The following is a 23,591-nucleotide window of genomic DNA, read 5'->3' as shown; positions in this document are numbered from 1 at the left end:
CGGGTTGCCGACCCGGCTGAAATGGAGGCACCCCGCCGCCGCGACATGCGGCCCCGTCAAATACTTGGGGGACGGCATCTGCGGATGCCAAAGAGCCTGCCGGGATGCGTCAAGTCACAAGGCATAGCGGCTTGGAGGGGTCGACGTCCGAAGGGGTGTCGTCCCCTTCTCACATTCCGATAAGTCCACATAACGGACTTTTCGGAATGTGAGACCCTGTACGCGCTGGTCGACTGATTGGTCTTTGCGGGCGTCGCGGATGCTGTTGTGTGCGCATCGGGATGGGCGCCGGGGTCCCTGGGCGAGGGTGCCGGGTGCGGGTTCATTTGCGGCCGCACCGCCGCGCCGTCCAAAAATTTTGGGAACCCGCCCCAGCATCATCGCTGCCCGGGGTTTCAGCGCGCCGTTGCCTCACTCAACGCCCATACGCGCCGCTGCCGTCGGGCAGAGCATCTTGAATTGCGCCATAAGCGGCGGCATGCCCGAGGGCGCAGGACGTGTCGGCATCGGTCCCGAGGGGAAAACGGACGGACTGCGGCGGATGGCCGGACGCCTTCAGGGAGAGCGTGCCGCGCTTGCAGTCGGCCGAGGCGGCAAGCTCGGTGCCGCGCTCCTTCTTCCAGTATGACTCTACGCATTGCGCGATGGTCAGCGACCCGCCGTACTGGGTCGTCTCGCCGCCGGGGTCGCGCTCGCAGTACTCGCGGATGTCCGCCTTCGTGACGGTGCCCTCCATGCGGGCCTTGCGGGTGTCGATGCCCAGGATGTCCGTTACGGTCCCGCCCCATCCCTTGCAGGACGCGAGCGGGAAGTCGCCTGCGGCGCGGGCGTCACGGGCCAACGAGGATCCGGCCATGAACGCGAACGCCGTGACTGCTATGGCGTGGACGGTGCGCATGATGGTCTTCTCGCTCTTCGTGCTGGTCTGCGGGGCAACGTAGCACACACTGAACTATGGGGATGCCGTAAAGCCGCACCATAACCCCGTCAACAATATACGAAATCCCATTCCAGCATCATCACGCCCGCCGTCGAAAGTTGCGCCAAAACCTGCCGGAGTCCTTGCAACAAAAGGAGTCCGAACGGATGGCGAGACGACCGCGCAGAGGCGCCGGGGTGGTGATCGAGAGCGGCGACGAGACCACGCCGCGTGGCGCTAGCGCCTCCAACCGGGTGATGTCGCTCGCGGCCATCGCCGCGATGCTTGACCGCGACCGGAACACGATCGCGAAATGGCTCGAACAGGGCTGCCCCGCCATCCAGAGGGGCAACAAGGCGACCGGGACCCCGTGGGAGCTGGACATCGCCGACGTCGTGAAGTGGCTGGTGCGCCGGGTTGCCGAGGTAGATGCCGCCCGAGCAGGACCCAGCGATCCGGACGGCCTCACCGAGGACGAGGCGAAACGCCGCCGGGTCATTGCCCTCATGAAGCAGGACGAGATCGACGCGGCCGAGCGGCTGCGCGAGGTCGTCGCCGTGTCGCTCGTTTCCCAGATCGTCGCCCGCGAGTACTCCGACGTCCGGAAGTCGCTTCTTCCCATCGGCGCCAAAGCTGGTCCGCGATGCGAGGGCAAGACGGCCCGCGAGATCAAGCTCGTCGTCGATGGCTTGGTGTCGGCCGCGCTCGAAAATCTCGTCTACGATCAGAACGTCCCCACCCCCGATGCCTGAAGCCTCCTCCGCAGCGCTCGACTTCTCGCTCGGCCTCGAATTGCTCGAGGCGGAGATGGCGAACCTGCGTTCGTCGTCGGTCCTCCAGGTGCCGAAGCCGATGCTCGGCAGCACGTGGATCGAGGATAAGGGCCGCATCTCGGCGGAGACGTCGGGCGAGCCGGGCAAGATCTTCCTGTAGGGCTACCAGCGCGAGCCGGCCGACGTCATGTGCGGCAACGATCACGATCAGGTCACCGTCCTCAAAGGCACCCGCGCCGGCTACTCCAACCTGCTGAAACAGTGCACGGCCTACCACCTCGTTCACGAGGCGACCTCCGTCTTCATCGCGCTGCCGACGAACAAGGAAGCCGAGGACTTCTGGAGGCAGGAGCTGGCGCCCCTGTTCCGCGACGTGAAAGAGCTGGCGGACCTCCGTCGCCGGGCGGCGCGCGGCCAGCCGGCGGACACGATCACCGACGTCATGCTCGCCAACCATGCGATGCTGTACCTGCGCGGCGCCGAGAACGACAACAACTTCCGCGGCAAAGCGGCGCGGCGCCGGATCGCCGACGAGTTCGATGCGAACGGCTGGATGCCCAAGAAGGGTAGTCAGGGCAGCAAGCTCGACCTCCTGCGATCGCGCGGCGAAGGCTTCTTCGACGGCTGCGACATCGTCGGGTCGACGCCTCTCGACATGGCGACGTCGAACGTGTGGCGGGAATGGCTCCGGTCCGACCAGCGCCACTTCCATGTCACGTGCCCGCACTGCCAACGGTTCCAGAAGCTCGTCTTCGGCGGCCGGAAGGAAGGTCGTGGCATCTGGTACGACCTCGCGCCCAACCTCGCGAACGGCACCCAGCGCGTGGCGCGCGCCTACTACAGGTGCGAGTCCGACGCCGGGTGCGAGATCGAGGAGACCGACAAGTTCAAGATGATCGACGAGGGCGTGTGGGTTCCCGACCGCCCCGACGTCGGGCGGCACGCGGGTTTCCACATGTGGCAGGGGATGTCGCTCCACCCGAAGGCGGCGTGGAAGCGGATCGCCCAGCGGTGGGTCGACGCGCAGGGCGATCCCGCGCTCCTGAAGCCGTTCTTCAACAACGTCCTCGGCATGCCGTGGACCCCTATCGAAGGGAAGACCGTATCCTCTTCATCGCTCGTCGAGCGGTGCGAACCGTATCCGGCCGCCTGCCCGGACGATGTCGTCGTCATCACGATGGGCGGTGACACGCAGAAGGGCTCCGAAGACCAGTCCCTTGTCGGGGCCATGAAGGAGCGCGTCGAGATCGCCGTTTGGGGTTGGGGTCGCGGGAAGGAATGCTGGCTGCTGAGCTACTGGATCCTCGACCAGCACGAGCCGTGGTCGGACAAGTGCGCCGAGCAAGTCGACGCGATCCTCAAGCGGCCGTTCGCCAAACGGAACGGGACCGAGCTGTTCGTGCAGGCTGCGGCCTTCGACATCAACGGTGGCTTTGGCGACGCCGTGAAGAACTTCTGCGCCAACCGCCCCCGTCGAAACCTCTGGCCCGTGCAGGGCGCGAACATCCCGAAGGGTTTGCGGCGCGGCTTCATCTGGCCGAAGGCCGCCAGCCGGGCGGCGAAGGCGGCGCGAACGCAATGGTTCAGGCTCGACACTGGCTTGGCGAAGGACCAGCTCGAGGTGACCATGAAACGTGGCGGACGTGGCCCCGGCACCGTCCATTTTCCGTCGTGGTGCGCGACGACCGACTTCTTCGAGGGCCTCACCGCCGAGCACAAGACCTTCATCAAAGCGAACTCCGGCTGGCACTGGGACCTCAAGAACAAGAAGGCGAACAGCGGCGAGGAATGGGACTGCTGGGTCTACGCGCTGTCGGCGCTGGAAGGCCTCCAAGTCTCGGACCGGAAGTTCCTGGACTTGAATGTTGCGGCGGCCAAAGCCGGAGTTGCCCCATACGTGCCGCCGCACGACCCCGAGACCGGGGAGATCCTCGAGGAGCCGCTGGTGACCGTTCACGAAGTCGGGCCGGATCGCTCCGCGCAGTCCGAGGACCATCTCGACGCCGCGCAGATCGACGTCGCCCGCGCGGTGACGGCATCCGAGGTCGCGGCGGCCGTCCCCTTGCCGACGCCCTTCCCGGTCGAGGCACCCCAACCCCCGCCGGGCGCGCCGCCGCGCAAGGTCAAGCAGCCCATCCGTCGCGCCGGCGGCGGCCTGATGAGGTCCTCATGGTAACCGCCGCCCGCCCTCCCCTCCGCTACCGCTACTGGACCCGCGACGAACTCATCGCGGCCGTGCGCGGCATCGAGGAGGGCCTGTCGACGGGTGCGGCAAGCGTCGCGTACAACGCGGCGGGCAAGGTTGACTACGTGACCCGCGCGAACGCGATGGCGACGCTGCGCGACCTCTACGACCGCATCGACCAGTTGGAGGGCATCGGCTCGGCGCCCGTCGTCCGGCGCGTGCGCATGCTCACCTCGAAGGGCTACTGATCATGGCGAAGCCCCGCAGCCTGATGCCCGTCGTGCCGCCTGCCGCCGCAGCAACTACGAAGGAACCCCGCCGGCTGACGCGCACGATCCAGCGCGCGGGCGTCGCCATGCGCTCGGCGTTCGAGCTGCGCGGCAAGTTCTCGCCGAAGAGCCAATACGAGGCAGCGTCTTCCAGTGAGCGGGTCCAGCACGTCGCCGACAGCGGTCCGAACGCCAGCGTCGGCGAGCTGGAGCTGATCCGCGCCCGGTCCAGGCACGCCGTCCGCAACAATGCGCATGCCAAACACGCCCTTTGGGTCCTGATCAGCAACGTGGTCGGCTACGGCATCAAGCCCCTCACGCCGTACAAGGAATTGAGCGAGCTATTCGAGGACTGGGCGGAGGAGACCGGCTTCTATCGCAAACAGGCACTCGTCTGCGGGACTTGGCTTCAGTCCGGCGAGGGCCTTGCACGCTTCCGCACGCGCCTAGAAGGCGACCTCGACTCCGTGCCGCTGGACATCCAGATCATGGAGCCGGACCACCTGCCCTTGAACAACAATGCGATGGCGACGAACGGCAACGCGATCTTTGCCTCGATCGAGGAGGACCTCCTCGGTCGGGTCGTCGCCTACCATCTCTACCGGGACCACCCGACGGACTACGTCACCGGACGCAGCCAGGCGTGGACGACTTCGCGTGTTCCGGTGTCGGAGGTCATGCATGTCTTCTTGCAGGAGCGACCGGGCCAGCGGCGCGGTGTGCCCGTTTTCGCGACGGCCCTGAACACCCTCGATAGCCTTGCGGTTTACGACGACGCCGAGCTGGAGCGGAAGAAAGGCGCCGCGATGTTCGGCGGCTTCTATCGCAAGCCCCTCGACTCCGAAGGCAGCATCCCCGACGCCTTCGGGGAGATCGACGACGACGGCCTCGTCCTCCAGCCGCTCCAGCCGAACACCTGGTTGGAGTTGCCAGTCGGGTACGAGGTCGACATGGCGACGCCGCCCTCCGGTGACGCGAATTACAGCCCCTACCGCCGGGAGCAGCTCGCCGCCGTCGCCGTGTCCCTGCACATGTGCTACGAGCACCTGACGTGGAATTTTGAGAAACTGGGAGACCGCCAGTATAGGGCGGCCATGCTAGAGTTCGTCCGTCTCGTGGAGATGTGGCAGTACCACGTACTCATCGATCTCTTTTGCTGCCCGGTCTGGAAGCGTTTCGTGCAGACGGCGATCCTCTCCGGACGCTGGATTCCGCCGGAGGGTGCCCGCCCCCGCGACTACCTTCGTGCGCAGTGGACACCGCCAGCGCGCGGCTACGTGCATCCGGTGCAGGACATTCAGGCCTACAGCGCCGCTATCCGCGCGGGCATCACCTCCCGCAAGCGCGTCGCCGGGCAGCTTGGTGAGGACGTCCGGCAGATCGACCTCGAGAACGCGCAGGACCAAGCGGCGGCCACCGAACTGAAGCTCCGGTACTCGACCTACGTCGGGCAGGACGCGGATCAGGTGGCGATGTCGGCTGCGGACACCGAGGCGTCGGAGAAGCTGGCCGCCGTGGTGGCGGCAGAGACCGAGGCGGATGTCGGGCGGTTCGCGGAGGCGGAGGCGGCCTGACGGTCGCCTCGCGAATCCTGTGGGCCGGCGGACGACGCCGTGAACTTCGACTCCCGCCGGCGAGCGGCACGTGGCACCCTTCGGATCCCGACTGAAGGATCCGCCGCCATAACCACCGCCGCTCAGCACCTCGAACCCAACCAGAGCGGCGCCGACGTCGAGGCGATCCTCGCCACCCATGGCGGTGACGCGATGGCGGCGCTGCGGGCGGTCATGGAAGAGGCGGCGAAGGCTCGAGCCGACGCAGATCGCGTGCTCGAGCATGTCAGCGAGGGTTACGTGCGCGGCCAGCGCCGGGCGGCTCAGCCGACGTGAGCGCTAGTCGGCCGTCTCAGTTTCCATTTCTTCCCAGAACTGCCGATTGCGAGCTTCCCGTTTTCGATCCTCGTTGAGCACATACATCCGATTGTCGCGCAGTGCTTTTGGGAAATCCCAAACGGGCTTGAGCGCCGCAAGATCATGGGCGTTGCGGAGGTTCACCGCGATGTCCCAAGCCTCAAGTCCGAGGTCTGTCGCGTGACGCGCAACCTCGTTCTGGATTCGCTCTTCCACGTGCTCGACGGTGCTTCTCAGCAGCGACTGGCATCCATCGATCGTGTTGGGCAGCCGAAGGCATCGGTCGGCGAGTTCTCGCCGGATTGCCTTCCAGCCGACTAGATCCTCCGGGTAGGCACCCATCGTTGGGAGCTTCGTGCTCCAACGAGGGTACTGATCATTGTCGAACTGCGGCGCCTCGTCGTTGGCGTAGATCAAGTCGACGCATTCCGCCGCGTATGCCTCCAGAACGTTCGCAAGGCGCATCGCCATGTAGGACGCGTCCTTGCGGTTCTTCCACCAGGATCCGGTTGCGTCGCGGATCCCGCCAAAGACGTTCGTTAGCAGCGCCGAGATCGCCCCGGTCGCGACGATGGCCGTCACTACGTCCTTGGTGGTCCATCCGGTGAAGTCCATCGTTGCTCCGTCAGCTAGATTGGCATCGGACACAAACACGCTGATGCCGTCAATTCGATCGATGGTTGAAAGCCAAGGTTACGACGTCCCGGGGCACGATCAGGCACCAACCTCCTGTGGAGTTTCCATGCGCGCAGCCGTCATCCTTACCCTCGCCACCGTCATCGCGTCGCCCGCCTTGGCCGCATCGACGACGTCCACCTACACAGACGTCGCAGCCTGCCGCTCAGTCGACTTCCAGCCAGACGAGTTCGCTCACTTCTGCCGAGGTCCGGCCGGCATGGCCGCAGTCCTCTACTACGCCGACGGCCGCGCGGCGCCCACCTTCGGCCCAGCGGCCAAGGGCAAGCGCGACGAGGTCCGCGACGGCGCCGGCGGCGACATGGAGCCGCTTGGCATCGGCGCGTCCGGGAAGCCGTATGGCGACAAGATCGAGTGGGTGTCGGTCGGCGCCGCGCCGTGCGCCACGGTCGTGCGCATGAACTTGGAAGCGGGCAGCCGCCTCGTCGTCACCAAGCTCGGCAAGTCGCCAGAGCGCGTCGCCGTCGTTAAGGGCAACAAGGAAGCGCAGGCGGCTGCGGCCAAGGCGTGCGGCGGCTCGGGCGGCGGGCAACGCGCGGAGGTGGCGGCACCGTCTGCTAAGACCACCCCACTTGCCTACAAGGAGATCGGGATCGACGACCCGCTGTCGCAGAAGCTCTGGGCCGACAGCATGTCGGACATCAAGGCATCTGGCGGCCACGCTTTCGTTCATCGGGCCAGCTTCAAGCGGGGGTCTGACGAGTTCGTCGTCGCTCAGATCTCCAATGGCTACATCTGTGGCACCCGCGTTTGTGACACGCGCATCCTGAAGAACGGGCGCGAGATCAAAAGCGAACTGTTCTGCGACGCGACGGACTTCCACGTGCTCTCCGCCGACAAGCGCAAGATCACCTTCTGCGACGTCGACGTAAGCCTCCGGTAGCATGGCAGCCAGCGGGGCATCGCGCCGCCGCACCAATCTGTAGGACCCGGCGAGAAAGCCTATTCCCACCCTCCATGTTCATGATATGTTCGTTTGCTAGCCTCACCTGAGTCGCCCCAGGATACCTAGCATGCTCGCATTATCGATCCGCCCTGTTCCCGTCACCGCGATACCGCCCGGCTACAAGCTGCGGATCGTTTCGACCGCCGCCGCCGGCTTCCCCTCGCCGGCGCAGGACTGGGAAGACGACGCCCTTTCGCTGGTCGACCTGCTGCGCCTCGACCGCGCGGCGGCGTTCGTCTTCCGGATCGCCGGGTCGTCGATGGTGGAGGCCGGGATCAACGACGGCGACATCGTCGTGATCGACCGGGACACCAAACCTCGCAACGGTTCGCTTGTCATCGCGGTCGTTGAGGGCGGTTTCGTCTGCCGCCAGCTCTGCATCCGCGACCGTGTCGGATACCTCGAAGCCCGCAACGCCCGGATGAAGTACCCGCTGTGCGTCTGCGACGAGACCGTCGAGATATGGGGCGTCGTCCGCGCCGGCGTGCGGGACTACCAGCGATGACGTGGGCGCTCGTCGACGTCGAAAACTTCTACGTCAGCTCGGAGCGCGTGTTCGACCCGACACTGCGCGGCGTGCCCGTCCTCGTCCTATCTAACGGCGACCACTGCGCCATCGCCCGGTCCGGCGAGGCCAAGGCGTTCGGCATCAAGATGGGTGCCCCGGTCTTCAAGATGCGCGCCCTGATCGAGAAACACGGCTTCGCGCTTCGGTCGTCGAACTACGAGCTCTACGCTGACATGAACCGCCGCTTCAACGCGGTCATTGCGGAGTTCTCCGACCAGATCGAGGTCTACAGCATCGACGAGAGCTGGTTCCGGTTGCCCGTGCTTGCGGACGGCCTTGGCGACACGTCGACCGCCGTAGCCGTCATCGCGAGGATCAAGCGCGACACCGGGCTGCCGACACGCATTGGGCTGGGGCCGACGCGAACGCTGTCGAAGGTTGCGAACGGGCTTGCGAAGGCAGGCGAAAAGATCTTCGGCGGCGTGATCGACTTGCACGACGAAGAGCTGCGCCGCCGCCTCCTTCATGCAATGGCCCGTCAACGAGGTGTGGGCATCTGCCGGGCGCTGACTGAACGCCTCCATCCGTTGGGGATCCGCACGACGGCTGACCTTGCCGCCATGGACCCGCACCAAGCCCGCGACGTCGGCACGGTCGTCCTCGAACGTCTTGTCCGCGAACTCAACGGCGTCGGCGACGATCAGCTTGTGGTCGAGCCGGAGAAGCGACAGGCAACGGCCGTGACCCGCATGTTCGGCGAACCCGTCAGCAACATCGAGGACCTGCGCGAGGCGATGGCGCGCCGCGCCGCGCGGGCGGCCGAGAAGGTGCGAGAACAGGGATCCGTCGCCGCCCGGCTGATCGCTTTCGCGCACGGCAACGGGCGGAAAGCGAACGCCCCGTCGGCGCAGCGCTCGTGCCGCCTGTCGCCGCCGGCGAGCGATACCCGAGTCATTGTGAAGTGGGCGACACGCATGGTGGACTCGATGTGGCAGCCGGGCGGCGTCTATACGAAATGCGGGGTTATGCTGGAGGACCTGTCCGATGCCGGGACGGAACAGACGGATCTCTTTAACGCGCCGGACCCTCGCGCCGCCGGCCTCCTCGCCGCGATGGATGGCCTGAACGCCCGGTTTGGGCGCGACACGTGCGTGCTGGCGGCGCAAGGCATCGGGGCGCGTTCGTTCGACACGAAGCGGGCGATGAAGTCGCCGGCGTGGACGACGCGTCTGGCGGAGGTCCCGGTCGCACGGTGAGGGCGTCGATCGCAGACTCGTGATTAGGTCCCTGCCCGCCGGCGCCTGACGCTTATGTGGGACAGGGAGAGCGGACATGATGACGAGCACGAGCACGGCTAGCAACACGATCGACATCGGGCCTGTTTATCACCGACGAAGATGAGTTCGACGCGCACATGGAAGCGATCGAGGAAGACTTCGCCGCATTCACGCGCGGGACCGAGAAAAGTCGCGACATCCATTTCCACGTCCCTGGCAACGAGGACGGCCAGGCGGCCTGCAAGGCCCGGCTCGAGCATCACGGCGTGACGCTCGCCAGCGCAGACGCCGAGGCGGCTGAGTGGTCCGACGAGCTTCGCGCCCTCCTGTACGCAATCGCCGACGACCTGCATGCGCGCCAGGCGTTCTCGAAGCGCTGGCAGCGCGTCGGCGAGGCGGCCACGCGGCTCCCGGCGGACGTCCGCGCGGCGCACCCGGGTTACGCCCAGGTCGCGTTCGAAGTCATGGAGTGCCATTGCTCCAAGCTGGTCGTCGAGCACCGCCGGGAGCTGTATGCCCTCGGGTTCTGAGACCGCTGGTTTCGTTAGGCGGGTGGCAGCACAGACCGGAACTCGGGGCGCCGTTTAGTGAACTGGTCGGTGTTCTGGTTTCGCTTCCAGTACTCGAAGACGTCCTCTGCCTGTAGGTTCTCGAGGTGGAGGATCTGGTCAGTTGACTCCTCGTCGTAGGGCGCAGCCAGCCCAGCCAGCGTGGATGCTTCCCCGCAAATGACGTACTCGAAGGTCTTCTCGTCCGCTTCTGCTGGAACGAGGCGGGACCTGTCAAAGGCTATGGTCGCGTCGGGAACGACTCCGAGGCGGACCACCTCGGGAAGGATGGCCTCGTAGTAGGCCATTTCGCCGAATGGACTGAACTTCAGAAGATGGTTGGGAGCCATCGATCCCACAGGCACCCACCGGGTCATCTTCGCCTCCCTGTTGCGGGTGCTGCTGCGGTAAACCTTCATCTCGACGACCGGGTCTTGGAAGCCAGGATTTTCCGTCATCCCGCGCTGCACGATCATGCCCTCGCTCGCCATCGCGATGCGTTGGAGGTCAGCTTCGTCGCGGATGCGGTCAAGGGTAGTGAAGTAGACGTAGTGGACGTTCGCGAGTTCGCGGGTTCCTTGTAGGTTCCACCGGGAAGCCCGGAAGTGTCCGCTCTTCTCAATCAGAGGTACCGTCTTCCGCAGGGTGTGGTGAAACAGACGGATTTCGAAGTCGTCGCCGACGCGCCGTGCGGCACCGGAGCGGTTCGGGTGCAACGGGACGTCATGCTGGATGGCGCACGCCGACAGTTGGGATCCGTCCCGGTAGCTCTTCACCCTTCCGGTCGAGCGGATCTCCAGGTTGACGGCAAAGGCCTCGTTCTTCCGAGGGTGGCCCACGTTGGCGTTCATCTCTAGCAGGTCGAACGTCGATGTCCCGTCGCCAGACGGCATGCCGAACGTCAGGTATGGGGCGCCGTAAAAGATGGGCAGATGGAAATTCCAGCCGACCATCGTTGAAGGGTTCGGCGTGAAGAGAGCATCGACAACGACGAAGCTACCCCAAGGGGAATGCGCGAGGCGGTACTTCACGAAGCCTTCGGTCACACTCGCGGCGCCGAGGTTCATTGGGCGTGAATAGCGGACCGGGACAGCTACCCGGGTCGTGTGTGTCGAACGGCTCAAGCCTATCCCCCATGCATGCTTCGCCTACCGAGCGCGCTTTCGATACCAACGTCTCGGCGGATCTCAAATAGTTCGCGACCGCCGTCGAATGTTGCACGGTGCCCCTGCTGACTGTCCTCACGACCACCTCGTGAGGCCTCCTCCCCGTGCCGCAGCCCACCGCTCCGAACGCCGCCCTGATGTCGACCCGCGCCCTCTCGCGCGGGCCGTCAAGCGTTGTCGTCGAGGCCCGGACCTTCGAAGCCATCCTCACCTCGGAGCATCCGGTCCGCACGTGGGTCCCGGCACCTTCCAGCGACGGCTACATCGAGGTCGACGGAGTCCTGCGAACTTTGAGAGGTGAAATCCTTGGTGCACGTGGGCTACTGTTTCTCGAGCACAAGCTAACCTCTCTCGAGATCTGTACCCCTGCCGGCGACTGCACGGCTTAATGCGGGCCGGCATCGTGCACCGTGCGCTCGTCGGGCTGGCCCCCACGCCTCCATGACGTTGTGGGCGGCCTTCCAGAAAACGAACAACATCGAGGCCGACCTGAACGAGATGGACCTCGGCGAGTTCGCCGGCGTTGACCTTATCGCGGGTGGCCCGCCGTGCGTCTCCTTCTCGAAAGCGAGAAAGCGCCTCGGAGCGAAGGACTCGCGGGACCTCATGCCGCGCGCCGTGGAACTGGTGGAGACGCTGCGCCCGCGCGCGGTGCTCCTCGAGGACGTCACGGGCATCCTCGAGCGGGGCAACCATTTCCATCGCATGGACATCCTTGGGCGCCTCGCGAACGCAGGCTACCACTGCGAGTGGCGCACCGTGCGGGCCATGGAGTTCGGGGTCGCGCGAGCGCGCGAGCGGGCCATCCTCGTTGGGTTCCGGGAAGCCGAGGCGATGGCGCGGTTCTCGTGGCCGGCGCCCGCACCTGTCTCGATGGACGACTTCTACGCCATGTCATGTGTGCTTTACGACCTCATGAAGGCCGACGGTTACGAGCCGACGGAGGAGTTCATGGCGAAGCTCGATCGACTTGCGCCCACCATCACCGGCGGTAGCCCGAAGAAGCAGGGAGCCGACCTCGGGCAGGAGAACACGCGCAAGGTCTGGCGCACGATGGGCATTGATCCCGGCGACGTGCCCTTTGCGGCGCCGAAGGAGGGACACGAGGGCCCCGTCAAGCTGAACATCGCGATGGTGGCGGCGTTGCAAGGCTTCCCGAGCGGCTACCCTTTCAAGGGAAGCCGGACATCGCGGTTCAAGCAGATTGCGAACGCCCTTCCACCGATCGTCGCGCTGCATCTCGGCTGTGCCGTAGCCGACGCGCTGACGGGTGAACGTCATGACTACCGCAAGGAAGTCGGTCGGATAGCGGCTTGGATGCGGCTGCGGCCCTGGTCGGAGAACATGATGCGGCAGGACGACATCCGTGTGCCCCACGACGGAGAGGCCTCGGCAACTTCCACGAGAACGATGGACATACCGTTCGCGCTCCTGCGGCAGACATCCTCAATACTCGAGCCGCAGGGGGCGGACCTGGCCGTCCGCTGACAGACGGGGGGTTCAACCCGCCTTGGCGTAGCTTGTGGCGATGCGTCTCGGGGGCTAGCTTACCGTCAACATCAGTGGTTTCGGTCCCGCTCGTTCTGCCCGGCTCCTAGCACCTCCGGCAGCCACGTCTCCCGATGGACAACCAGTTCTCGTACGTCGGTGCCAGGTCCGTCGGCGCGGCGTCGAGGCACCCGAGGCGGACCTCGACCTCGCCGTTGGCCTCGACGCTGAAGAGCCTCGAACCGAAGGTCGGCAACGGTAGGGGTAGGCCGAGCCGTCCAATCGTCGCGGATCTCGCCTTTGATCCGCGGCGATGCATGCGTTGCACGATTGAGGAAAAGTTCAAGCTGCTACCGATGCCGCGAGCGGGTCCACGCCCAAGAGACGAGTGACCTCCGATCGGTTCTGCGTTCCCCAGTGACAAAGGGGCATGAGAGCATGAACGAGCGTCATACCGAACGGCGTCACGGTGTAGTCGACCCTCGGCGGCACCTCCTTGTAGTCGTGCCGTACAAGCACGCCAGCGGCCTGGAGGTCGCGTAACTGTTGGATCAGCACCTTCTCGCTGATCCCGGCCACGAGCCGCTTGAGGTCCCCAAACCGTTGGGGACCATGCTGTAGATGGTACAGGATGAGCGGCTTCCACTTCCCGCTCATCACGGCCAGGGCGATGTCGAGGCCACATACCGGGTCGCTCATGTTCACTCCAAATCTCTCGCTTACCTTTAGGTAGGTACTAAACACAAGGTTGGCGACAGTCCATATCTGGTTTCCACGACATCAGGAGACGGACATGGGCAGACTCGACGGCAAGGTGGCGGTCATCACGGGCGCGAACAGCGGCATCGGGCTCGCGAGCGCCAAGCGTTTCGCCCAAGAGGGCGCACGCGTCTTCATGACGGGTCGGCGGCAGGCCGAGCTCGACCAGGCGGTTGCGGAGGTCGGGCACGGCGCGCATGGCGTCCAAGGCGACGTTGCGAACATGACGGATCTCGACCGCCTCTACGAGAGCGTCGGCCGGGAGGCTGGCCGCATCGATATCCTCTTCGCCAACGCAGGCGGCGGCGAGTTCGCTGCGCTCTCCGACATTACCGAGGAGCACTTCGACCGCACCTTCGCGACCAACGTGAAGGGTACCCTCTTCACGGTGCAGAAGGCGCTGCCGCTTCTGCGCGACGGTGCTTCGGTCATCCTCACAGGATCGACCACCGGGACCATGGGCGGGGCGTCGTTCAGCGTATACAGCGCCAGCAAGGCGGCCATCCGCAATTTCGCTCGGAGCTGGATCCTCGACTTGGCACCGAGGCGCATCCGCGTGAACGTTCTTGTTCCGGGTCCCACCTCGACTCCGGGCCTACACGGCCTTTCCTCCACCGAGGAGGGGAAGAAGGCGTTTATCGCCGCAATGGAGGCCCAGATCCCGCTCGGACGCATGGGGACGCCCGAGGAGACGGCGGCCGCCGCCCTCTTCCTCGCCTCGGACGACAGCAGCTTCGTCAACGGCAGCGAGCTCTTCGCTGATGGCGGACATGCACAGATCTAGGCGCACCTGCCGAACGTTGGCGAAGAAGCGGAACACTGCATCCGCCCGCCCACTTGAACAGGCCAGCACTTCCTCTCATCTCGTCACCATCGACGGGATGGGATCCAAGCGTTGGCACGCAAACACCGTAAACCGGGACACTGGGTCGAGCTGGCGTCGGAGTCCGCCGCCGAGCCCGAGCCCTGCTGGCTTTGCGCCCGCCCTCTTGGACGCCGGGTCGAGTGGCATCATCCTCTTCCCAAGAGCCGAGGCGGGCGGGACACGGTTCCCGTCCACCCGATCTGTCACCGGACGATCCATGCCTGTTTCACGAACCTGGATCTGGAGCGACATGCGGCAGCAGCGATCCCTCTGGATACCAACCCAGAGGTAGCTCGCTTCCTGCGCTGGGTCGCCAACAAGGCTCCGGACTTCCACGCTCCGACCCGCAAGTCTCGTTGATCTCCGCGGGGGTCGACGCGCCCATCAGGAGCCGCCCTTCCCAGCACCTGCGGCAGTCACCTCTCCCGATGGACGACCGAATTCTCGTACGTCGGCGCCAGATCCGTCGGCGCGGCGTCGAGGCATCCTAGGCGGACCTCCACCTCCACGTTAAACTCGATGCTGATGAGCCCTGAGCCACAGATCGGACAGAAGTGACGGCGGACGAAGTCGTCCGCCCAGACCCGGGTCTCGCCCGTGACCCTGACCGCAGCTTCAGGAAAGACGGCGAACGCGAGGTAGGGACCGCCTGTCTCTGTCCCGCAAACGGTGCAATGGCAGAGGCCGACACGGATCGGCTCGCCGCGCATCTCGAGGCGGACCGCGCCGCAGTTGCACCCGCCCACCTTGTCGTCATCGCCGCCTCGCTGGTTCGAGAACTTCGGCTACCGCTTGCGCTTGGCGGCCGCGTCGCAGGCTTCGCGGCTCCGCCCGTGCTTCTCGATGATCTCGCGGGCCTGCTCCAACGCCAAGCCATGCTTCTTGGCGAAGTAGCTCACAGCGAGCGGCTCGCTGGCGGAAACCTTCGCCCTGTCGCGCCGGTCCGCGGTAAAGCTTGGGTCATCAGACCTGGCCACCATCTCAATGCAGCAAGAGGAAATCACTCCCCCGCAGGAGCCGGATGGCCCAACGACAACGCTTTGGACCGCCTGTCGTAGTCGATGGGATGGCCGGCCCCTCGAAGGAGGCTGATCTGCTGTCTCGTGCGCGCGATGCACGTCTTGCCATCCATTCCGTAGACGCGTCGCGAGAGTTCAGCCAGACCGATGTTCGGCGAGGCTCTCAGGAGCTCCAGGATGATTTCGCTCTTTAGAGCCTTCACGGTGCTTTCATCCAGCTTGGCCAGTCGTGCGGCAGGGGTTAAACAGTTCGCCGTTCGGTTGGGAATTTGGTACCGCCAGCTTCTGCTGGGGTGCGACGTTTCTTCAGTGCTTCAGGACGTCGCCTCGCCGACGGTGTCCGCCATTTCGGCTCCACGTTCTCCCAGTGGTCTTTCGGGAGTGTGCGTCGTGTCGCGGGCGGTCTGGTGCTCGAGCTCAGCATTCAGCTCGGCGCCGAATAGGACCACGATGCAGGACAGCCAAGTCCAGGTCATGAAGCCGATCGCCGCACCGAGACTTCCATACGTCTCGTCGTAACTTCCGAAGTTCGTCGCGTAGAATGAGAACGCGATTGAGAACAGGACCCAGACGATAGCGGCGAGGCCCGCTCCCGGCGTAACCCAGCGCCACTTCGCCTTGGTGCGGCTTGGCCCGTAGCGGAACATGATCGAGATGCCGACGGCGACGATCACGAGCAGGATCGGCCAGCGCAGGATCAGGAGGAACGTCTCGAGACCGCCGAGGCCGATGTACTCAAAGAGGATCGGCATCAGGATGACGGCACCAAGCATGAAGGCGATGAAAACGAGCATTGAGAGTGTAAACGCGAGTGAGATCAGCGTCAGCCTGACGAAGCTGCGCTTCTCCTTCTCGGCGTAGACGATGTTCAGTGCGTCGAAGAAACTCTTCATCCCAGCGTTCGCGCTCCAAAGGGCAACACCGAGACCGAACACAAGGCCAAAGCCGAGCGTGACGTCGCCCTTCTTGACCGTGCGCTCGAGCTGTTCGCCGATGATCTGCACCGCCCCGGACGGCAGGATCCCGGACATCGACTGCAAATGGTCGTTCACGGTGCCGAGGTCGCTGAAGAGCCCGTAGATGGAAATGAATGCCGTGATCGCGGGGAACAGCGCGAGCAGCAGGTAGAAGGTCAATCCCGCAGCCACGAGCATCAGGCGATCGTTCGAGAACTCGGCGTAGACGCGCCAGAAGATGTCCTTCCAGCCAGTCGCCGGAATCTCGGTGGGCTTGGCCGCTTCCCTACCCCGGCCGCGTTCGGAGGCCGCCTCTGCGTGCGCCTGCTTCTGTTCGTGCAAGACCTGCTTCTCGGCCGGCGTGGGCGGGCTGTCCTGGTCCGGCGCAAAACCTGTATCCGTCATGTCGATCCCCTCATCGGCGCCCCGGTCAACATCCAAGGCGGCGTTATGATCCCGGCGAACGTGCAGCTTCCCTGCATTTTAAGGTCGTTGGCTGAGGGCATTTTTCGGCCGGGTGAAGATGGGAGGCCGCCCCGCTCGCGGAAGTGCCGAACCGACGGCGTCGCGCCTCATCGGGGGCAGGCCGCCGCAAACGTCGCGCATGCGGGAACTCCAGTCCCAAAATAATGCTCGGCCCCTCGGGATGGAAATCCCCGGAGCTCCGTATACGGGTCATGACGGAAGCAAACAGCACCTGTGCGACGACCGACCGTGATCCGGTCCGTCCTTCCGGCGACGGATGCCTCAAACGCACCTGCCCCGGTCGCCAGCGGCCCTTCCGTCAGTGCGTAACCGTGCATGCCCCGCGCCCTGCGCGCGTCGGCTGAGGCTCGGCATTGCGACACTGTCACCCATCAGGAGAACCATCATGAACACGCCGATCCGCGGATCCGGCTGGGGCGCTACCACCGCCCAGCAGTCCGGCGTCATCTTCGACGAGGGCCTGCGCCAGCACATGCTGCGCGTCTTCAACTACATGGGCCTCGGCCTCGTGGTCACCGGCCTCGTCGCCTACATCGTCGGCACCACGCCGGCGCTCTACGTGCCGATCTTCAACACCCCACTGAAGTGGGTGGTGATGCTCGCGCCGCTCGCCTTCGTGCTGGTGTTCTCGTTCAAGATCCAGACGATGTCGGCCGCCACCGCCCAGTTCGCCTTCTGGGCCTTCTGCGCCGTGATGGGCCTTTCGCTAGCCTCGGTGTTCCTGGTCTTCACCGGGGCCAGCATCGCCAACACCTTCTTCATCGCCGCGGCGATGTTCGGTGCCACCAGCCTCTACGGCTACACGACCAAGCGCGACCTGACGAAGATGGGCTCGCTGCTGATGATGGGCCTCATCGGCGTCGTCATCGCCAGCGTCGCCAACATCTTCATCGGCTCGTCGGCGCTCCAGTTCGCCGTGTCGATCATCGGCATCATAGTCTTCACGGGCCTGACGGCGTGGGACACCCAGACGATCAAGGAGCAGTACGCCGAGAACCATTCGGCGGAATCGCGCCAGAAGATGGCCGTGTTCGGTGCCTTCTCACTCTTCCTCAACTTCATCAACATCTTCCAGCTCCTGCTCAACTTCACGGGCGAGCGGGAATAGGTCGGACGGACAGGAGCCCATCATGGACACGAACGACAAGCAGGCCATCCAGGGCCTATTCACGAAGCTCGGCGACGTCGAGCGGACCGCCGGACCCCGCGACGCTGAGGCCGAAGGCTTCATCGCCGACCGTGTAAGGGAGCAGCCGGGCGCGCCGTACTACATGGCCCAGACCATCGTCATGCAGGAGATGGCGCTCGAGGCCGCCCAGCGGGAGATCGAGGAACTGCGTCGGCAGCCAGCGGCCGCACCACAGGAAAGCGGTGGCCTCCTTTCCCGGCTCTTCGGTGGCGGACAGTCGCCGCAGCCCCGTTCTCCCGCCGCGCCAATGACGTCCGGGGCCGGGACGGCTAGCGGCCCATGGAACGGCCAGGGGCAGACGCAGAACGCCCAGGCCGGGCAGATGCAGCAGGCGCGTTCCGGCGGTGGCGGCTTCATGGCGGGCGCCGCGCAGACCGCGATGGGCGTCGCGGGCGGCGTGCTCCTCGGCAACGCCATCGGTGGCATGTTCGGCGGCAACGAGGCGCAGGCTGCCGAGGCGACCCCGGCGGAACCTGCGGCTCCGGCCGAGACCGCGGCCGCGGAGGAACCAGCAGCCGACGAGGGCGGCGGCTTCTTCGACAGCTTCGGCGGCGACGAGGAACTCTGAACCTCGGCAAATGTCTGACGGGAGCGGGCGACAGATGTCGCCCGCTCCCGTACTGTTTCATAGCGTCGCTCCAGCGAAAGCACCGATGGAAGCCTTCCTCTCCGATCTCGGCGAAATCGTCCGGACCCATCAGGTCTGGGCCGGCCCGATCGTCGCCCTCATCTCGCTCGGTGAATCCCTGGTGATCGTCGGCCTGTTCATTCCCGCGACGGCCGTCATGCTCCTGATCGGCGGCCTCGTGGGATCGGGCGTCCTCGATCCCGTCACCGTCGTCGTCGGTGCGATCGTCGGCGCGGTTCTCGGAGACATCGTCTCGTACGTCCTCGGACGCTGGCTCGGACCCGGCGTCGTCCACCGCAAGCCCCTTCGTCGATATCGGCACGCCGTCGCCCGCACCCGGCTGTTCTTCCGGAAGTACGGGTTCGCGGCGATCTTCATCGGCCGTTTCCTTGGCCCTATCCGGTCGACTGTGCCCCTCGTCGCCGGGATGATGGCGATGGACCACAAGCGGTTCCAGGTCGCCAACGTCCTCTCGGCCGCCGTGTGGGCGCCCTTGATGCTGGCACCCGGCTGGCTCGGCGCGCGCGGGATGGATCACGTCCCGGGCTTGACGGGAGGCCACATGATCGGGCTTTTCTCGTTGCTCCTGGCGGCCACCGCCGTGGTGACGCTTCTCGGAGGGAAACACCTCGTCCGTCAGAGCGCCGTCCGCGGCGCCGCCCGTGCCGCCCGACGGAGAGCGTCTTGATCGTCCTTGCCACCACCGAGCCCGCGGTGCCTGCCGCGAACTCAGCGGACTCCGCCGACCCCCTCCGACGTTGCGCACCGTGGCCGATATGGGCCCGGTGCAGCGTTCGACGCAGGTCGACAGCCTCTTCCCATGATCGCGGACATACCAACGCACCCGGCCACCGCCGAGGGCGCGTTTCCGCTTGTCCCGATCCCATCATCCGCACACAGGAACATTGACCGCCATGGAATGGATCGCAGACCCGAACGCCTGGATCGGGCTTGCCACGCTGGTGGTGCTCGAGATCGTGCTCGGGATCGACAACCTCGTCTTCATCGCGATCCTCGCCGAGAAGCTGCCGCCCGAACAGCGCAACCGTGCCCGGCTAATCGGCCTCTCGCTGGCGCTGATCATGCGCCTGGCCCTCTTGGCCTCGATCTCGTGGATCGTGACCCTGACGTCGCCCCTGTTCTCGTTCGGCGCTTACAGCTTCTCCGGACGTGACCTCATCCTGATCGTCGGCGGCGTCTTCCTTTTGGCCAAGGGCACCATGGAGCTGCACGAGCGGCTCGAGGGCCATGAGGCGAAGTCGGGCGGCAAGCGTCCCGCCGCCGTCTTCTGGCAGGTGATCGCGCAGATCGTCGTCCTCGACGCCGTGTTCTCGCTCGACAGCGTCATCACCGCCGTCGGCATGGTCGAGCACCTCTCGGTCATGGTGATCGCGGTCGTCGTGGCGATGGCGATCATGATGCTGGCCTCGAAGCCGTTGATGAGTTTCGTCAACCGCCACCCGACCGTGGTCATCCTCTGCCTCGGCTTCCTCCTGATGATCGGCTTCAGCCTCATCGTCGAGGGCTTCGGCTTCCACCTGCCGAAGGGCTACCTCTACGCCGCGATCGGTTTCTCCGTGCTCGTCGAGGCCGCCAACCAGTTCCGCGTCCGGAACCGCGACACCGTCGTCACCACCATGGACCTTCGCGACCGCACGGCCGCAGCCGTCCTGAAGCTGCTCGGCAGTCGCCGAAGCTCCGAAGATGCCGAGACCACCAGCGACTTCAGTACGGAGGAAGGCGAGGTGCCCGTGTTCGCTCCGGAGGAGAAGGACATGATCGCCGGGGTGCTCAGCCTCGCCGACCGCCCGGTCCGCACCATCATGTCGCCGCGCAACGAGGTGCAATGGCTCGACATCGACGATCCCGACGACGTCCAGCGCGCCGAGATCCTCAAGCTAACCCACTCGACCATCCTGCTCTGCCGTGGCGAGCTCGACGGCTTCATCGGCGTCGCCGACACGGCGGACCTGTTGCACGCGCTCGCCGAGGGCAAGCCGATCGACTGGCAGGCCGTCATGCGCCAGCCGCTCGTCGTGCACGAGCGCTCCAACGTACTGCGGGTCCTCGAGCAGCTTCGTCGCTCCCGGGTGGCGATGGCCATCGTGCTCGATGAGTACGGCTCGGTCGACGGCGTCGCGACCCCGGCCGACATCCTCGAGGCCATCGCCGGCGAGTTCCCGGACGAAGACGAGGAGATGGCCGTCGTCGAGCGCTCGGAGGATGGCAGCCTCGTCGTCGACGGGTTCATCGACATCCACCGCTTCAGCGGTCTGGTGGACCGGGACATGGTCGACGAGAACCACCGCTATGCCACGCTGAACGGCTACTTGCTCTGGCGGCTCGGCGACCTTCCGAAGGTCGGGCAGCGCATTGTCGCCGACGGCCATGAGTTCGAGGTGGTCGGGATGAAGGGCCGAACGATCGACAAGGTTCGCGTCGTCCCGATCCCCGAAGTGACGGAGGAAACGTCGTGACCTTCGATAGCACCACGGAGGCCGGCGTCGCGCTTGCCGAGATTGAAGAGCCGCACCATCCCAAGCGCAGCCTGCCCGTCCTCATCCTCGGCAGCGTCGGCATCGTCTACGGCGACATCGGCACGAGCCCGCTTTACGCGATGAAGGAATCTCTCCTGCATGTCGGCGGCACCCCTTCGCCGCAGGAGATCGTCGGCATCGTCTCCCTTCTGGTCTGGTCGCTGATCGTCGTCGTGACGATCAAGTACGTCTTCCTGATCCTGCGAGCCGACAATCACGGCGAGGGCGGTGCGCTCGCGCTGATGGCGCTGACCCAGAGGGCGCTGGCGAAACCCAGCACTGCCATCCTCGTCCTCGGGATGCTCGGCGGGGCGCTCTTCTATGGCGACGCCATCCTCACCCCGGCGATCTCCGTCCTTTCGGCCGTCGAGGGCCTGAAGGTGACCACGCCGGCACTCGGGCCTTACGTGGTGCCGATCTCGCTGGTCCTCATCGTCGGCCTGTACGCCGTCCAATCGTACGGCACCTCGAGGGTCGCCGGCTTCTTCGGCCCGATCATGTCGACCTGGTTCGCGGCGCTCGCCGTCATCGGCGTGTGGCACCTCGTCGCCAACCCTTCGATCCTCGCAGCCCTCAATCCCATCAACGGCCTGTGGTTCATGACCAGCCACGGCATTGTCGGCTTCACGGTGCTCGGCTCTGTCTTCCTCGCCGTGACGGGTGCCGAGGCGCTCTATGCGGACCTCGGCCACTTCGGCAAGAAGCCCATCCGCTACGCATGGCTCGCCATCGTCGCTCCGGCCCTCCTGCTGAACTATCTCGGCCAAGGCGCCTTCGCGCTGTCGGACCCGGCGGCGATCGAGAACCTGTTTTTCCTTTCGGCGCCCGAGTGGGCGCGGTTGCCGTTGGTCCTGCTGGCGACTGCGGCGACCATCATCGCGGGCCAGGCCGTTATCACCGGCGCCTTCTCGCTGACCCAGCAGGCTATCCAGCTCGGCCTGCTCCCACGCCTCGAGATCGAGCACACCTCGGCATCCGAGCGGGGGCAGATCTACCTGCCGACAATCAACTGGCTGATGCTGGCGGGCGTCGTTGCCCTCGTCCTGTCGTTCGGTTCGTCGTCGGCCCTCGCCTCAGCCTACGGCATCGCGGTCACGGGCACGATGGTGGTCACCAGCCTCATGGCCATCGTCGTGTTCGCCTATGGCTGGAAGTGGGGCCTCGGCCTTGCTATCGCGGTCGTGCTTCCCTTCCTCGCGATCGACAGCGCTTTCCTGCTCGCCAACCTCCTGAAGCTCCTCGACGGCGGCTGGCTGCCGCTGGTCATCGCCGGGATGATCATGGTGCTGATGTCGATCTGGATGCGGGGTACGCGCATCGCGACACGCAAGGCGGTCGAGGGCAGCGAGACCATGGCGCACTTTGCCGCTGCGATGAAGGAGTCGTCCGTGATCCGCGTCCCCGGGACGGCGATGTTCCTGACGAGCGCGCCGACCATCGTGCCGGACGCCCTGCGCCACAACCTCAAGCACAACCATGTCCTGCACGAGAGCAACGTCATCCTCACTGTCCGGACGATGTCCTCGCCCTACGTCGCCGACGCCCGCCGGGCGCGGCTGGAGAGACTCGACGACAGCTTCTGGATCCTGGAACTGCGCTACGGGTTCCTTGAGGAGCCGAACATCCTGAAAGCGCTGATCCATGTCCGCGAGGGCATCAAGTTCGACATCATGTCGACGACGTTCTTCGTCGGGCGCAGGTCGATCAAGCGCGGCCGTGTCCGTCTCATGCCGCGCTGGCAACGGTCGATCTTCATCAAGATGGCGCGCCATTCCTACGACGCGATCGACTACTTCCAGATCCCGGCGAACCGGGTCGTGGAGCTCGGCACCCGGGTGAACCTCTGATGTCGCGGACGGTCACCGAGGCCACGCCGCGGGCCGGGAGGTTCGCTTACTGGCGTGACGCTTGGGAGGGCAGCGTGCCGCTTGGGCCGCTGTTCTTCGTCGACATGCTCGTCTGGGGAACGATCCTCAATCTCACGACGACCGGCGTGTCGCTTGGACTCGTTGCCTTCGGCGCACCGAACCCGCTGATCCTGATGGTCTGGGCCTCCTCTTGGCCGTGGAACGTTTACCTTTGCATCAGCGTCTGGCGCAGCGCCGCGAATTCCGCTGGCTCGTGGTCCGGCTTTGCGGGTCCGCTGGCAACGCTTTGGGCCGCGGGCGTGTCGATGGTCTGAAGGTCGGCTCAGGGTTGGGCTCTTGGCGTGCCGCTCGCGCCGATCCTTGCGGTGCTCGCTGCGACCCTCACCTTCATCCCAAATATTGGCCCGGTGTTGGCCACGCCCTTCTCAGCGGTGCTGCTGCGGGTCGGCCAGAAATTCTACGTCGAGGACTACCTCGACAAGGAGCCGGGCACGGTCACTCTGGCCCCTTGAGGCCAACGCTGGAGCGGGCGACCGGGATCGAACCGAATCTCTCCTGCCGGGAAGGCAATCGCTTTGCCGCAAAGCTACGCCCGCATG

At 65.5% G+C, this 23,591-nt stretch carries 26 protein-coding genes, 1 tRNA gene and 1 pseudogene; 20 read left to right on the top strand and 8 right to left on the bottom strand.

All coding sequences use genetic code 11. The annotated features are described in order from the left end of the window. Positions 1-415 precede the first annotated feature (415 nt). Complete coding sequence (locus ACZLZY_RS14870) at positions 416-898, bottom strand: hypothetical protein (protein ID WP_472934510.1); 483 nt, start codon at positions 896-898, stop codon at positions 416-418. Positions 899-1,086: 188 nt separating this feature from the next. Between ACZLZY_RS14870 and ACZLZY_RS14865 the strand changes: the two genes are divergently transcribed. The 7 genes and pseudogenes from ACZLZY_RS14865 (at position 1,087) to ACZLZY_RS14835 (ending at position 6,035) form a co-directional block, all read left to right on the top strand. Beyond that, positions 1,087-1,671 carry a hypothetical protein gene (locus ACZLZY_RS14865; protein WP_472934509.1) on the top strand — a complete coding sequence of 195 codons (585 nt, stop codon included), beginning with the start codon at positions 1,087-1,089 and terminating at the stop codon, positions 1,669-1,671. Next, positions 1,664-1,852, top strand: coding sequence for a hypothetical protein (locus ACZLZY_RS14860; RefSeq protein WP_472934508.1), 189 nt, complete (start codon positions 1,664-1,666; stop codon positions 1,850-1,852). Before ACZLZY_RS14865 ends, ACZLZY_RS14860 begins: the two co-directional genes overlap by 8 nt. A 15-nt stretch (positions 1,853-1,867) precedes the next feature. Then, positions 1,868-2,593, top strand: a pseudogene (locus ACZLZY_RS14855) (phage terminase large subunit family protein); the annotation flags it as partial. After that, entirely contained in the window at positions 2,585-3,868 is a 1,284-nt protein-coding gene (locus ACZLZY_RS14850; RefSeq protein WP_472934728.1) for a terminase gpA endonuclease subunit, read from the top strand. The pseudogene ACZLZY_RS14855 and the gene ACZLZY_RS14850, both read left to right, overlap by 9 nt. Beyond that, positions 3,862-4,125, top strand: coding sequence for a hypothetical protein (locus ACZLZY_RS14845; protein ID WP_472934507.1), 264 nt, complete (start codon positions 3,862-3,864; stop codon positions 4,123-4,125). The genes ACZLZY_RS14850 and ACZLZY_RS14845 overlap by 7 nt, the downstream gene beginning before the upstream one ends. A gap of 23 nt (positions 4,126-4,148) precedes the next feature. Beyond that, positions 4,149-5,720, top strand: coding sequence for a phage portal protein (locus ACZLZY_RS14840; protein WP_472934506.1), 1,572 nt, complete (start codon positions 4,149-4,151; stop codon positions 5,718-5,720). A gap of 39 nt (positions 5,721-5,759) precedes the next feature. Beyond that, positions 5,760-6,035 carry a hypothetical protein gene (locus ACZLZY_RS14835; protein ID WP_472934505.1) on the top strand — a complete coding sequence of 92 codons (276 nt, stop codon included), beginning with the start codon at positions 5,760-5,762 and terminating at the stop codon, positions 6,033-6,035. Positions 6,036-6,038: 3 nt separating this feature from the next. Here ACZLZY_RS14835 and ACZLZY_RS14830 read toward each other — a convergent pair whose 3' ends face one another. Then, a complete protein-coding gene (locus ACZLZY_RS14830) occupies positions 6,039-6,671 on the bottom strand; it encodes a hypothetical protein (RefSeq protein ID WP_472934504.1) in 633 nt (210 codons plus the stop codon). Positions 6,672-6,798: 127 nt separating this feature from the next. Here ACZLZY_RS14830 and ACZLZY_RS14825 point away from each other — a divergent pair, with 127 nt between their 5' ends. From ACZLZY_RS14825 to ACZLZY_RS14810, 4 genes are all read left to right on the top strand, one after another. After that, complete coding sequence (locus ACZLZY_RS14825) at positions 6,799-7,635, top strand: hypothetical protein (RefSeq protein WP_472934503.1); 837 nt, start codon at positions 6,799-6,801, stop codon at positions 7,633-7,635. A gap of 130 nt (positions 7,636-7,765) precedes the next feature. Further along, positions 7,766-8,203, top strand: a complete 438-nt coding sequence (locus ACZLZY_RS14820) for a LexA family protein (protein WP_472934502.1) — start codon at positions 7,766-7,768, stop codon at positions 8,201-8,203. Continuing rightward, complete coding sequence (locus ACZLZY_RS14815; RefSeq protein WP_472934501.1) at positions 8,161-9,462, top strand: Y-family DNA polymerase; 1,302 nt, start codon at positions 8,161-8,163, stop codon at positions 9,460-9,462. The genes ACZLZY_RS14820 and ACZLZY_RS14815 overlap by 43 nt, the downstream gene beginning before the upstream one ends. A 158-nt stretch (positions 9,463-9,620) precedes the next feature. Further along, the gene (locus tag ACZLZY_RS14810; RefSeq protein WP_472934500.1) at positions 9,621-10,013 is read left to right on the top strand and encodes a hypothetical protein; all 393 of its coding nucleotides are present in this window, start codon (positions 9,621-9,623) and stop codon (positions 10,011-10,013) included. Between the two features lie 14 nt (positions 10,014-10,027). Here ACZLZY_RS14810 and ACZLZY_RS14805 read toward each other — a convergent pair whose 3' ends face one another. After that, the gene (locus ACZLZY_RS14805; protein WP_472934499.1) at positions 10,028-11,077 is read right to left on the bottom strand and encodes a hypothetical protein; all 1,050 of its coding nucleotides are present in this window, start codon (positions 11,075-11,077) and stop codon (positions 10,028-10,030) included. A gap of 486 nt (positions 11,078-11,563) precedes the next feature. Here ACZLZY_RS14805 and ACZLZY_RS14800 point away from each other — a divergent pair, with 486 nt between their 5' ends. Then, positions 11,564-12,685, top strand: a complete 1,122-nt coding sequence (locus ACZLZY_RS14800) for a DNA cytosine methyltransferase (protein WP_472934727.1) — start codon at positions 11,564-11,566, stop codon at positions 12,683-12,685. 342 nt (positions 12,686-13,027) lie between these two features. Here ACZLZY_RS14800 and ACZLZY_RS14795 read toward each other — a convergent pair whose 3' ends face one another. Next, positions 13,028-13,384 carry a winged helix-turn-helix transcriptional regulator gene (locus tag ACZLZY_RS14795; RefSeq protein ID WP_472934498.1) on the bottom strand — a complete coding sequence of 119 codons (357 nt, stop codon included), beginning with the start codon at positions 13,382-13,384 and terminating at the stop codon, positions 13,028-13,030. Positions 13,385-13,478: 94 nt separating this feature from the next. On the opposite strand from ACZLZY_RS14795, the gene ACZLZY_RS14790 reads away from it, so the two are divergent. Further along, a complete protein-coding gene (locus ACZLZY_RS14790; RefSeq protein ID WP_472934497.1) occupies positions 13,479-14,228 on the top strand; it encodes an SDR family NAD(P)-dependent oxidoreductase in 750 nt (249 codons plus the stop codon). Positions 14,229-14,725: 497 nt separating this feature from the next. Here ACZLZY_RS14790 and ACZLZY_RS14785 read toward each other — a convergent pair whose 3' ends face one another. From ACZLZY_RS14785 to ACZLZY_RS14775, 3 genes are all read right to left on the bottom strand, one after another. Beyond that, positions 14,726-15,055, bottom strand: a complete 330-nt coding sequence (locus ACZLZY_RS14785; RefSeq protein WP_472934496.1) for a GFA family protein — start codon at positions 15,053-15,055, stop codon at positions 14,726-14,728. A 39-nt stretch (positions 15,056-15,094) separates the two neighbouring features. Next, the gene (locus tag ACZLZY_RS14780) at positions 15,095-15,286 is read right to left on the bottom strand and encodes a DUF3606 domain-containing protein (protein ID WP_472934495.1); all 192 of its coding nucleotides are present in this window, start codon (positions 15,284-15,286) and stop codon (positions 15,095-15,097) included. Positions 15,287-15,642: 356 nt separating this feature from the next. After that, entirely contained in the window at positions 15,643-16,689 is a 1,047-nt protein-coding gene (locus ACZLZY_RS14775) for a YihY/virulence factor BrkB family protein (protein WP_472934494.1), read from the bottom strand. Between the two features lie 466 nt (positions 16,690-17,155). On the opposite strand from ACZLZY_RS14775, the gene ACZLZY_RS14770 reads away from it, so the two are divergent. The 7 genes from ACZLZY_RS14770 (at position 17,156) to ACZLZY_RS14740 (ending at position 23,504) form a co-directional block, all read left to right on the top strand. After that, entirely contained in the window at positions 17,156-17,878 is a 723-nt protein-coding gene (locus tag ACZLZY_RS14770; RefSeq protein WP_472934493.1) for a Bax inhibitor-1/YccA family protein, read from the top strand. 22 nt (positions 17,879-17,900) lie between these two features. Beyond that, positions 17,901-18,527, top strand: coding sequence for a DUF2076 domain-containing protein (locus ACZLZY_RS14765; RefSeq protein ID WP_472934492.1), 627 nt, complete (start codon positions 17,901-17,903; stop codon positions 18,525-18,527). 85 nt (positions 18,528-18,612) lie between these two features. Beyond that, positions 18,613-19,275, top strand: coding sequence for a DedA family protein (locus ACZLZY_RS14760; RefSeq protein WP_472934491.1), 663 nt, complete (start codon positions 18,613-18,615; stop codon positions 19,273-19,275). A 226-nt stretch (positions 19,276-19,501) separates the two neighbouring features. Continuing rightward, positions 19,502-21,064 (top strand): TerC family protein, encoded by a 1,563-nt coding sequence (locus ACZLZY_RS14755; RefSeq protein ID WP_472934490.1) that lies wholly within the window; start codon positions 19,502-19,504, stop codon positions 21,062-21,064. After that, a complete protein-coding gene (locus ACZLZY_RS14750; protein ID WP_472934489.1) occupies positions 21,061-22,971 on the top strand; it encodes a potassium transporter Kup in 1,911 nt (636 codons plus the stop codon). The genes ACZLZY_RS14755 and ACZLZY_RS14750 overlap by 4 nt, the downstream gene beginning before the upstream one ends. After that, entirely contained in the window at positions 22,971-23,306 is a 336-nt protein-coding gene (locus tag ACZLZY_RS14745; RefSeq protein WP_472934488.1) for a hypothetical protein, read from the top strand. Before ACZLZY_RS14750 ends, ACZLZY_RS14745 begins: the two co-directional genes overlap by 1 nt. A 27-nt stretch (positions 23,307-23,333) precedes the next feature. Further along, on the top strand, positions 23,334-23,504 hold the full coding sequence (locus tag ACZLZY_RS14740) for a hypothetical protein (RefSeq protein ID WP_472934487.1): 171 nt from the start codon (positions 23,334-23,336) through the stop codon (positions 23,502-23,504). Between the two features lie 9 nt (positions 23,505-23,513). Here the strand turns inward: ACZLZY_RS14740 and ACZLZY_RS14735 are convergent. Then, a tRNA-Gly gene (locus ACZLZY_RS14735) sits at positions 23,514-23,588 on the bottom strand. Positions 23,589-23,591 lie beyond the last annotated feature (3 nt).

It is taken from the genome of Mesocryomonas lacus, assembly GCF_055730135.2.
This window is presented reverse-complemented; position numbering and strand designations above follow the sequence as displayed.

What these genes read in the sequence shown, in the direction of transcription:
- ACZLZY_RS14870 (WP_472934510.1), bottom strand. Translation starts at nt 898, where the DNA reads ATGCGCACCGTCCACGCCATAGCAGTCACGGCGTTCGCGTTCATGGCC.
- ACZLZY_RS14865 (WP_472934509.1), top strand. Translation starts at nt 1,087, where the DNA reads ATGGCGAGACGACCGCGCAGAGGCGCCGGGGTGGTGATCGAGAGCGGC.
- ACZLZY_RS14860 (WP_472934508.1), top strand. Translation starts at nt 1,664, where the DNA reads ATGCCTGAAGCCTCCTCCGCAGCGCTCGACTTCTCGCTCGGCCTCGAA.
- ACZLZY_RS14850 (WP_472934728.1), top strand. Translation starts at nt 2,585, where the DNA reads ATGATCGACGAGGGCGTGTGGGTTCCCGACCGCCCCGACGTCGGGCGG.
- ACZLZY_RS14845 (WP_472934507.1), top strand. Translation starts at nt 3,862, where the DNA reads ATGGTAACCGCCGCCCGCCCTCCCCTCCGCTACCGCTACTGGACCCGC.
- ACZLZY_RS14840 (WP_472934506.1), top strand. Translation starts at nt 4,149, where the DNA reads ATGCCCGTCGTGCCGCCTGCCGCCGCAGCAACTACGAAGGAACCCCGC.
- ACZLZY_RS14830 (WP_472934504.1), bottom strand. Translation starts at nt 6,671, where the DNA reads ATGGACTTCACCGGATGGACCACCAAGGACGTAGTGACGGCCATCGTC.
- ACZLZY_RS14825 (WP_472934503.1), top strand. Translation starts at nt 6,799, where the DNA reads ATGCGCGCAGCCGTCATCCTTACCCTCGCCACCGTCATCGCGTCGCCC.
- ACZLZY_RS14820 (WP_472934502.1), top strand. Translation starts at nt 7,766, where the DNA reads ATGCTCGCATTATCGATCCGCCCTGTTCCCGTCACCGCGATACCGCCC.
- ACZLZY_RS14815 (WP_472934501.1), top strand. Translation starts at nt 8,161, where the DNA reads ATGGGGCGTCGTCCGCGCCGGCGTGCGGGACTACCAGCGATGACGTGG.
- ACZLZY_RS14810 (WP_472934500.1), top strand. Translation starts at nt 9,621, where the DNA reads ATGGAAGCGATCGAGGAAGACTTCGCCGCATTCACGCGCGGGACCGAG.
- ACZLZY_RS14795 (WP_472934498.1), bottom strand. Translation starts at nt 13,384, where the DNA reads ATGAGCGACCCGGTATGTGGCCTCGACATCGCCCTGGCCGTGATGAGC.
- ACZLZY_RS14790 (WP_472934497.1), top strand. Translation starts at nt 13,479, where the DNA reads ATGGGCAGACTCGACGGCAAGGTGGCGGTCATCACGGGCGCGAACAGC.
- ACZLZY_RS14775 (WP_472934494.1), bottom strand. Translation starts at nt 16,689, where the DNA reads ATGACGGATACAGGTTTTGCGCCGGACCAGGACAGCCCGCCCACGCCG.
- ACZLZY_RS14770 (WP_472934493.1), top strand. Translation starts at nt 17,156, where the DNA reads ATGAACACGCCGATCCGCGGATCCGGCTGGGGCGCTACCACCGCCCAG.
- ACZLZY_RS14765 (WP_472934492.1), top strand. Translation starts at nt 17,901, where the DNA reads ATGGACACGAACGACAAGCAGGCCATCCAGGGCCTATTCACGAAGCTC.
- ACZLZY_RS14760 (WP_472934491.1), top strand. Translation starts at nt 18,613, where the DNA reads ATGGAAGCCTTCCTCTCCGATCTCGGCGAAATCGTCCGGACCCATCAG.
- ACZLZY_RS14755 (WP_472934490.1), top strand. Translation starts at nt 19,502, where the DNA reads ATGGAATGGATCGCAGACCCGAACGCCTGGATCGGGCTTGCCACGCTG.
- ACZLZY_RS14745 (WP_472934488.1), top strand. Translation starts at nt 22,971, where the DNA reads ATGTCGCGGACGGTCACCGAGGCCACGCCGCGGGCCGGGAGGTTCGCT.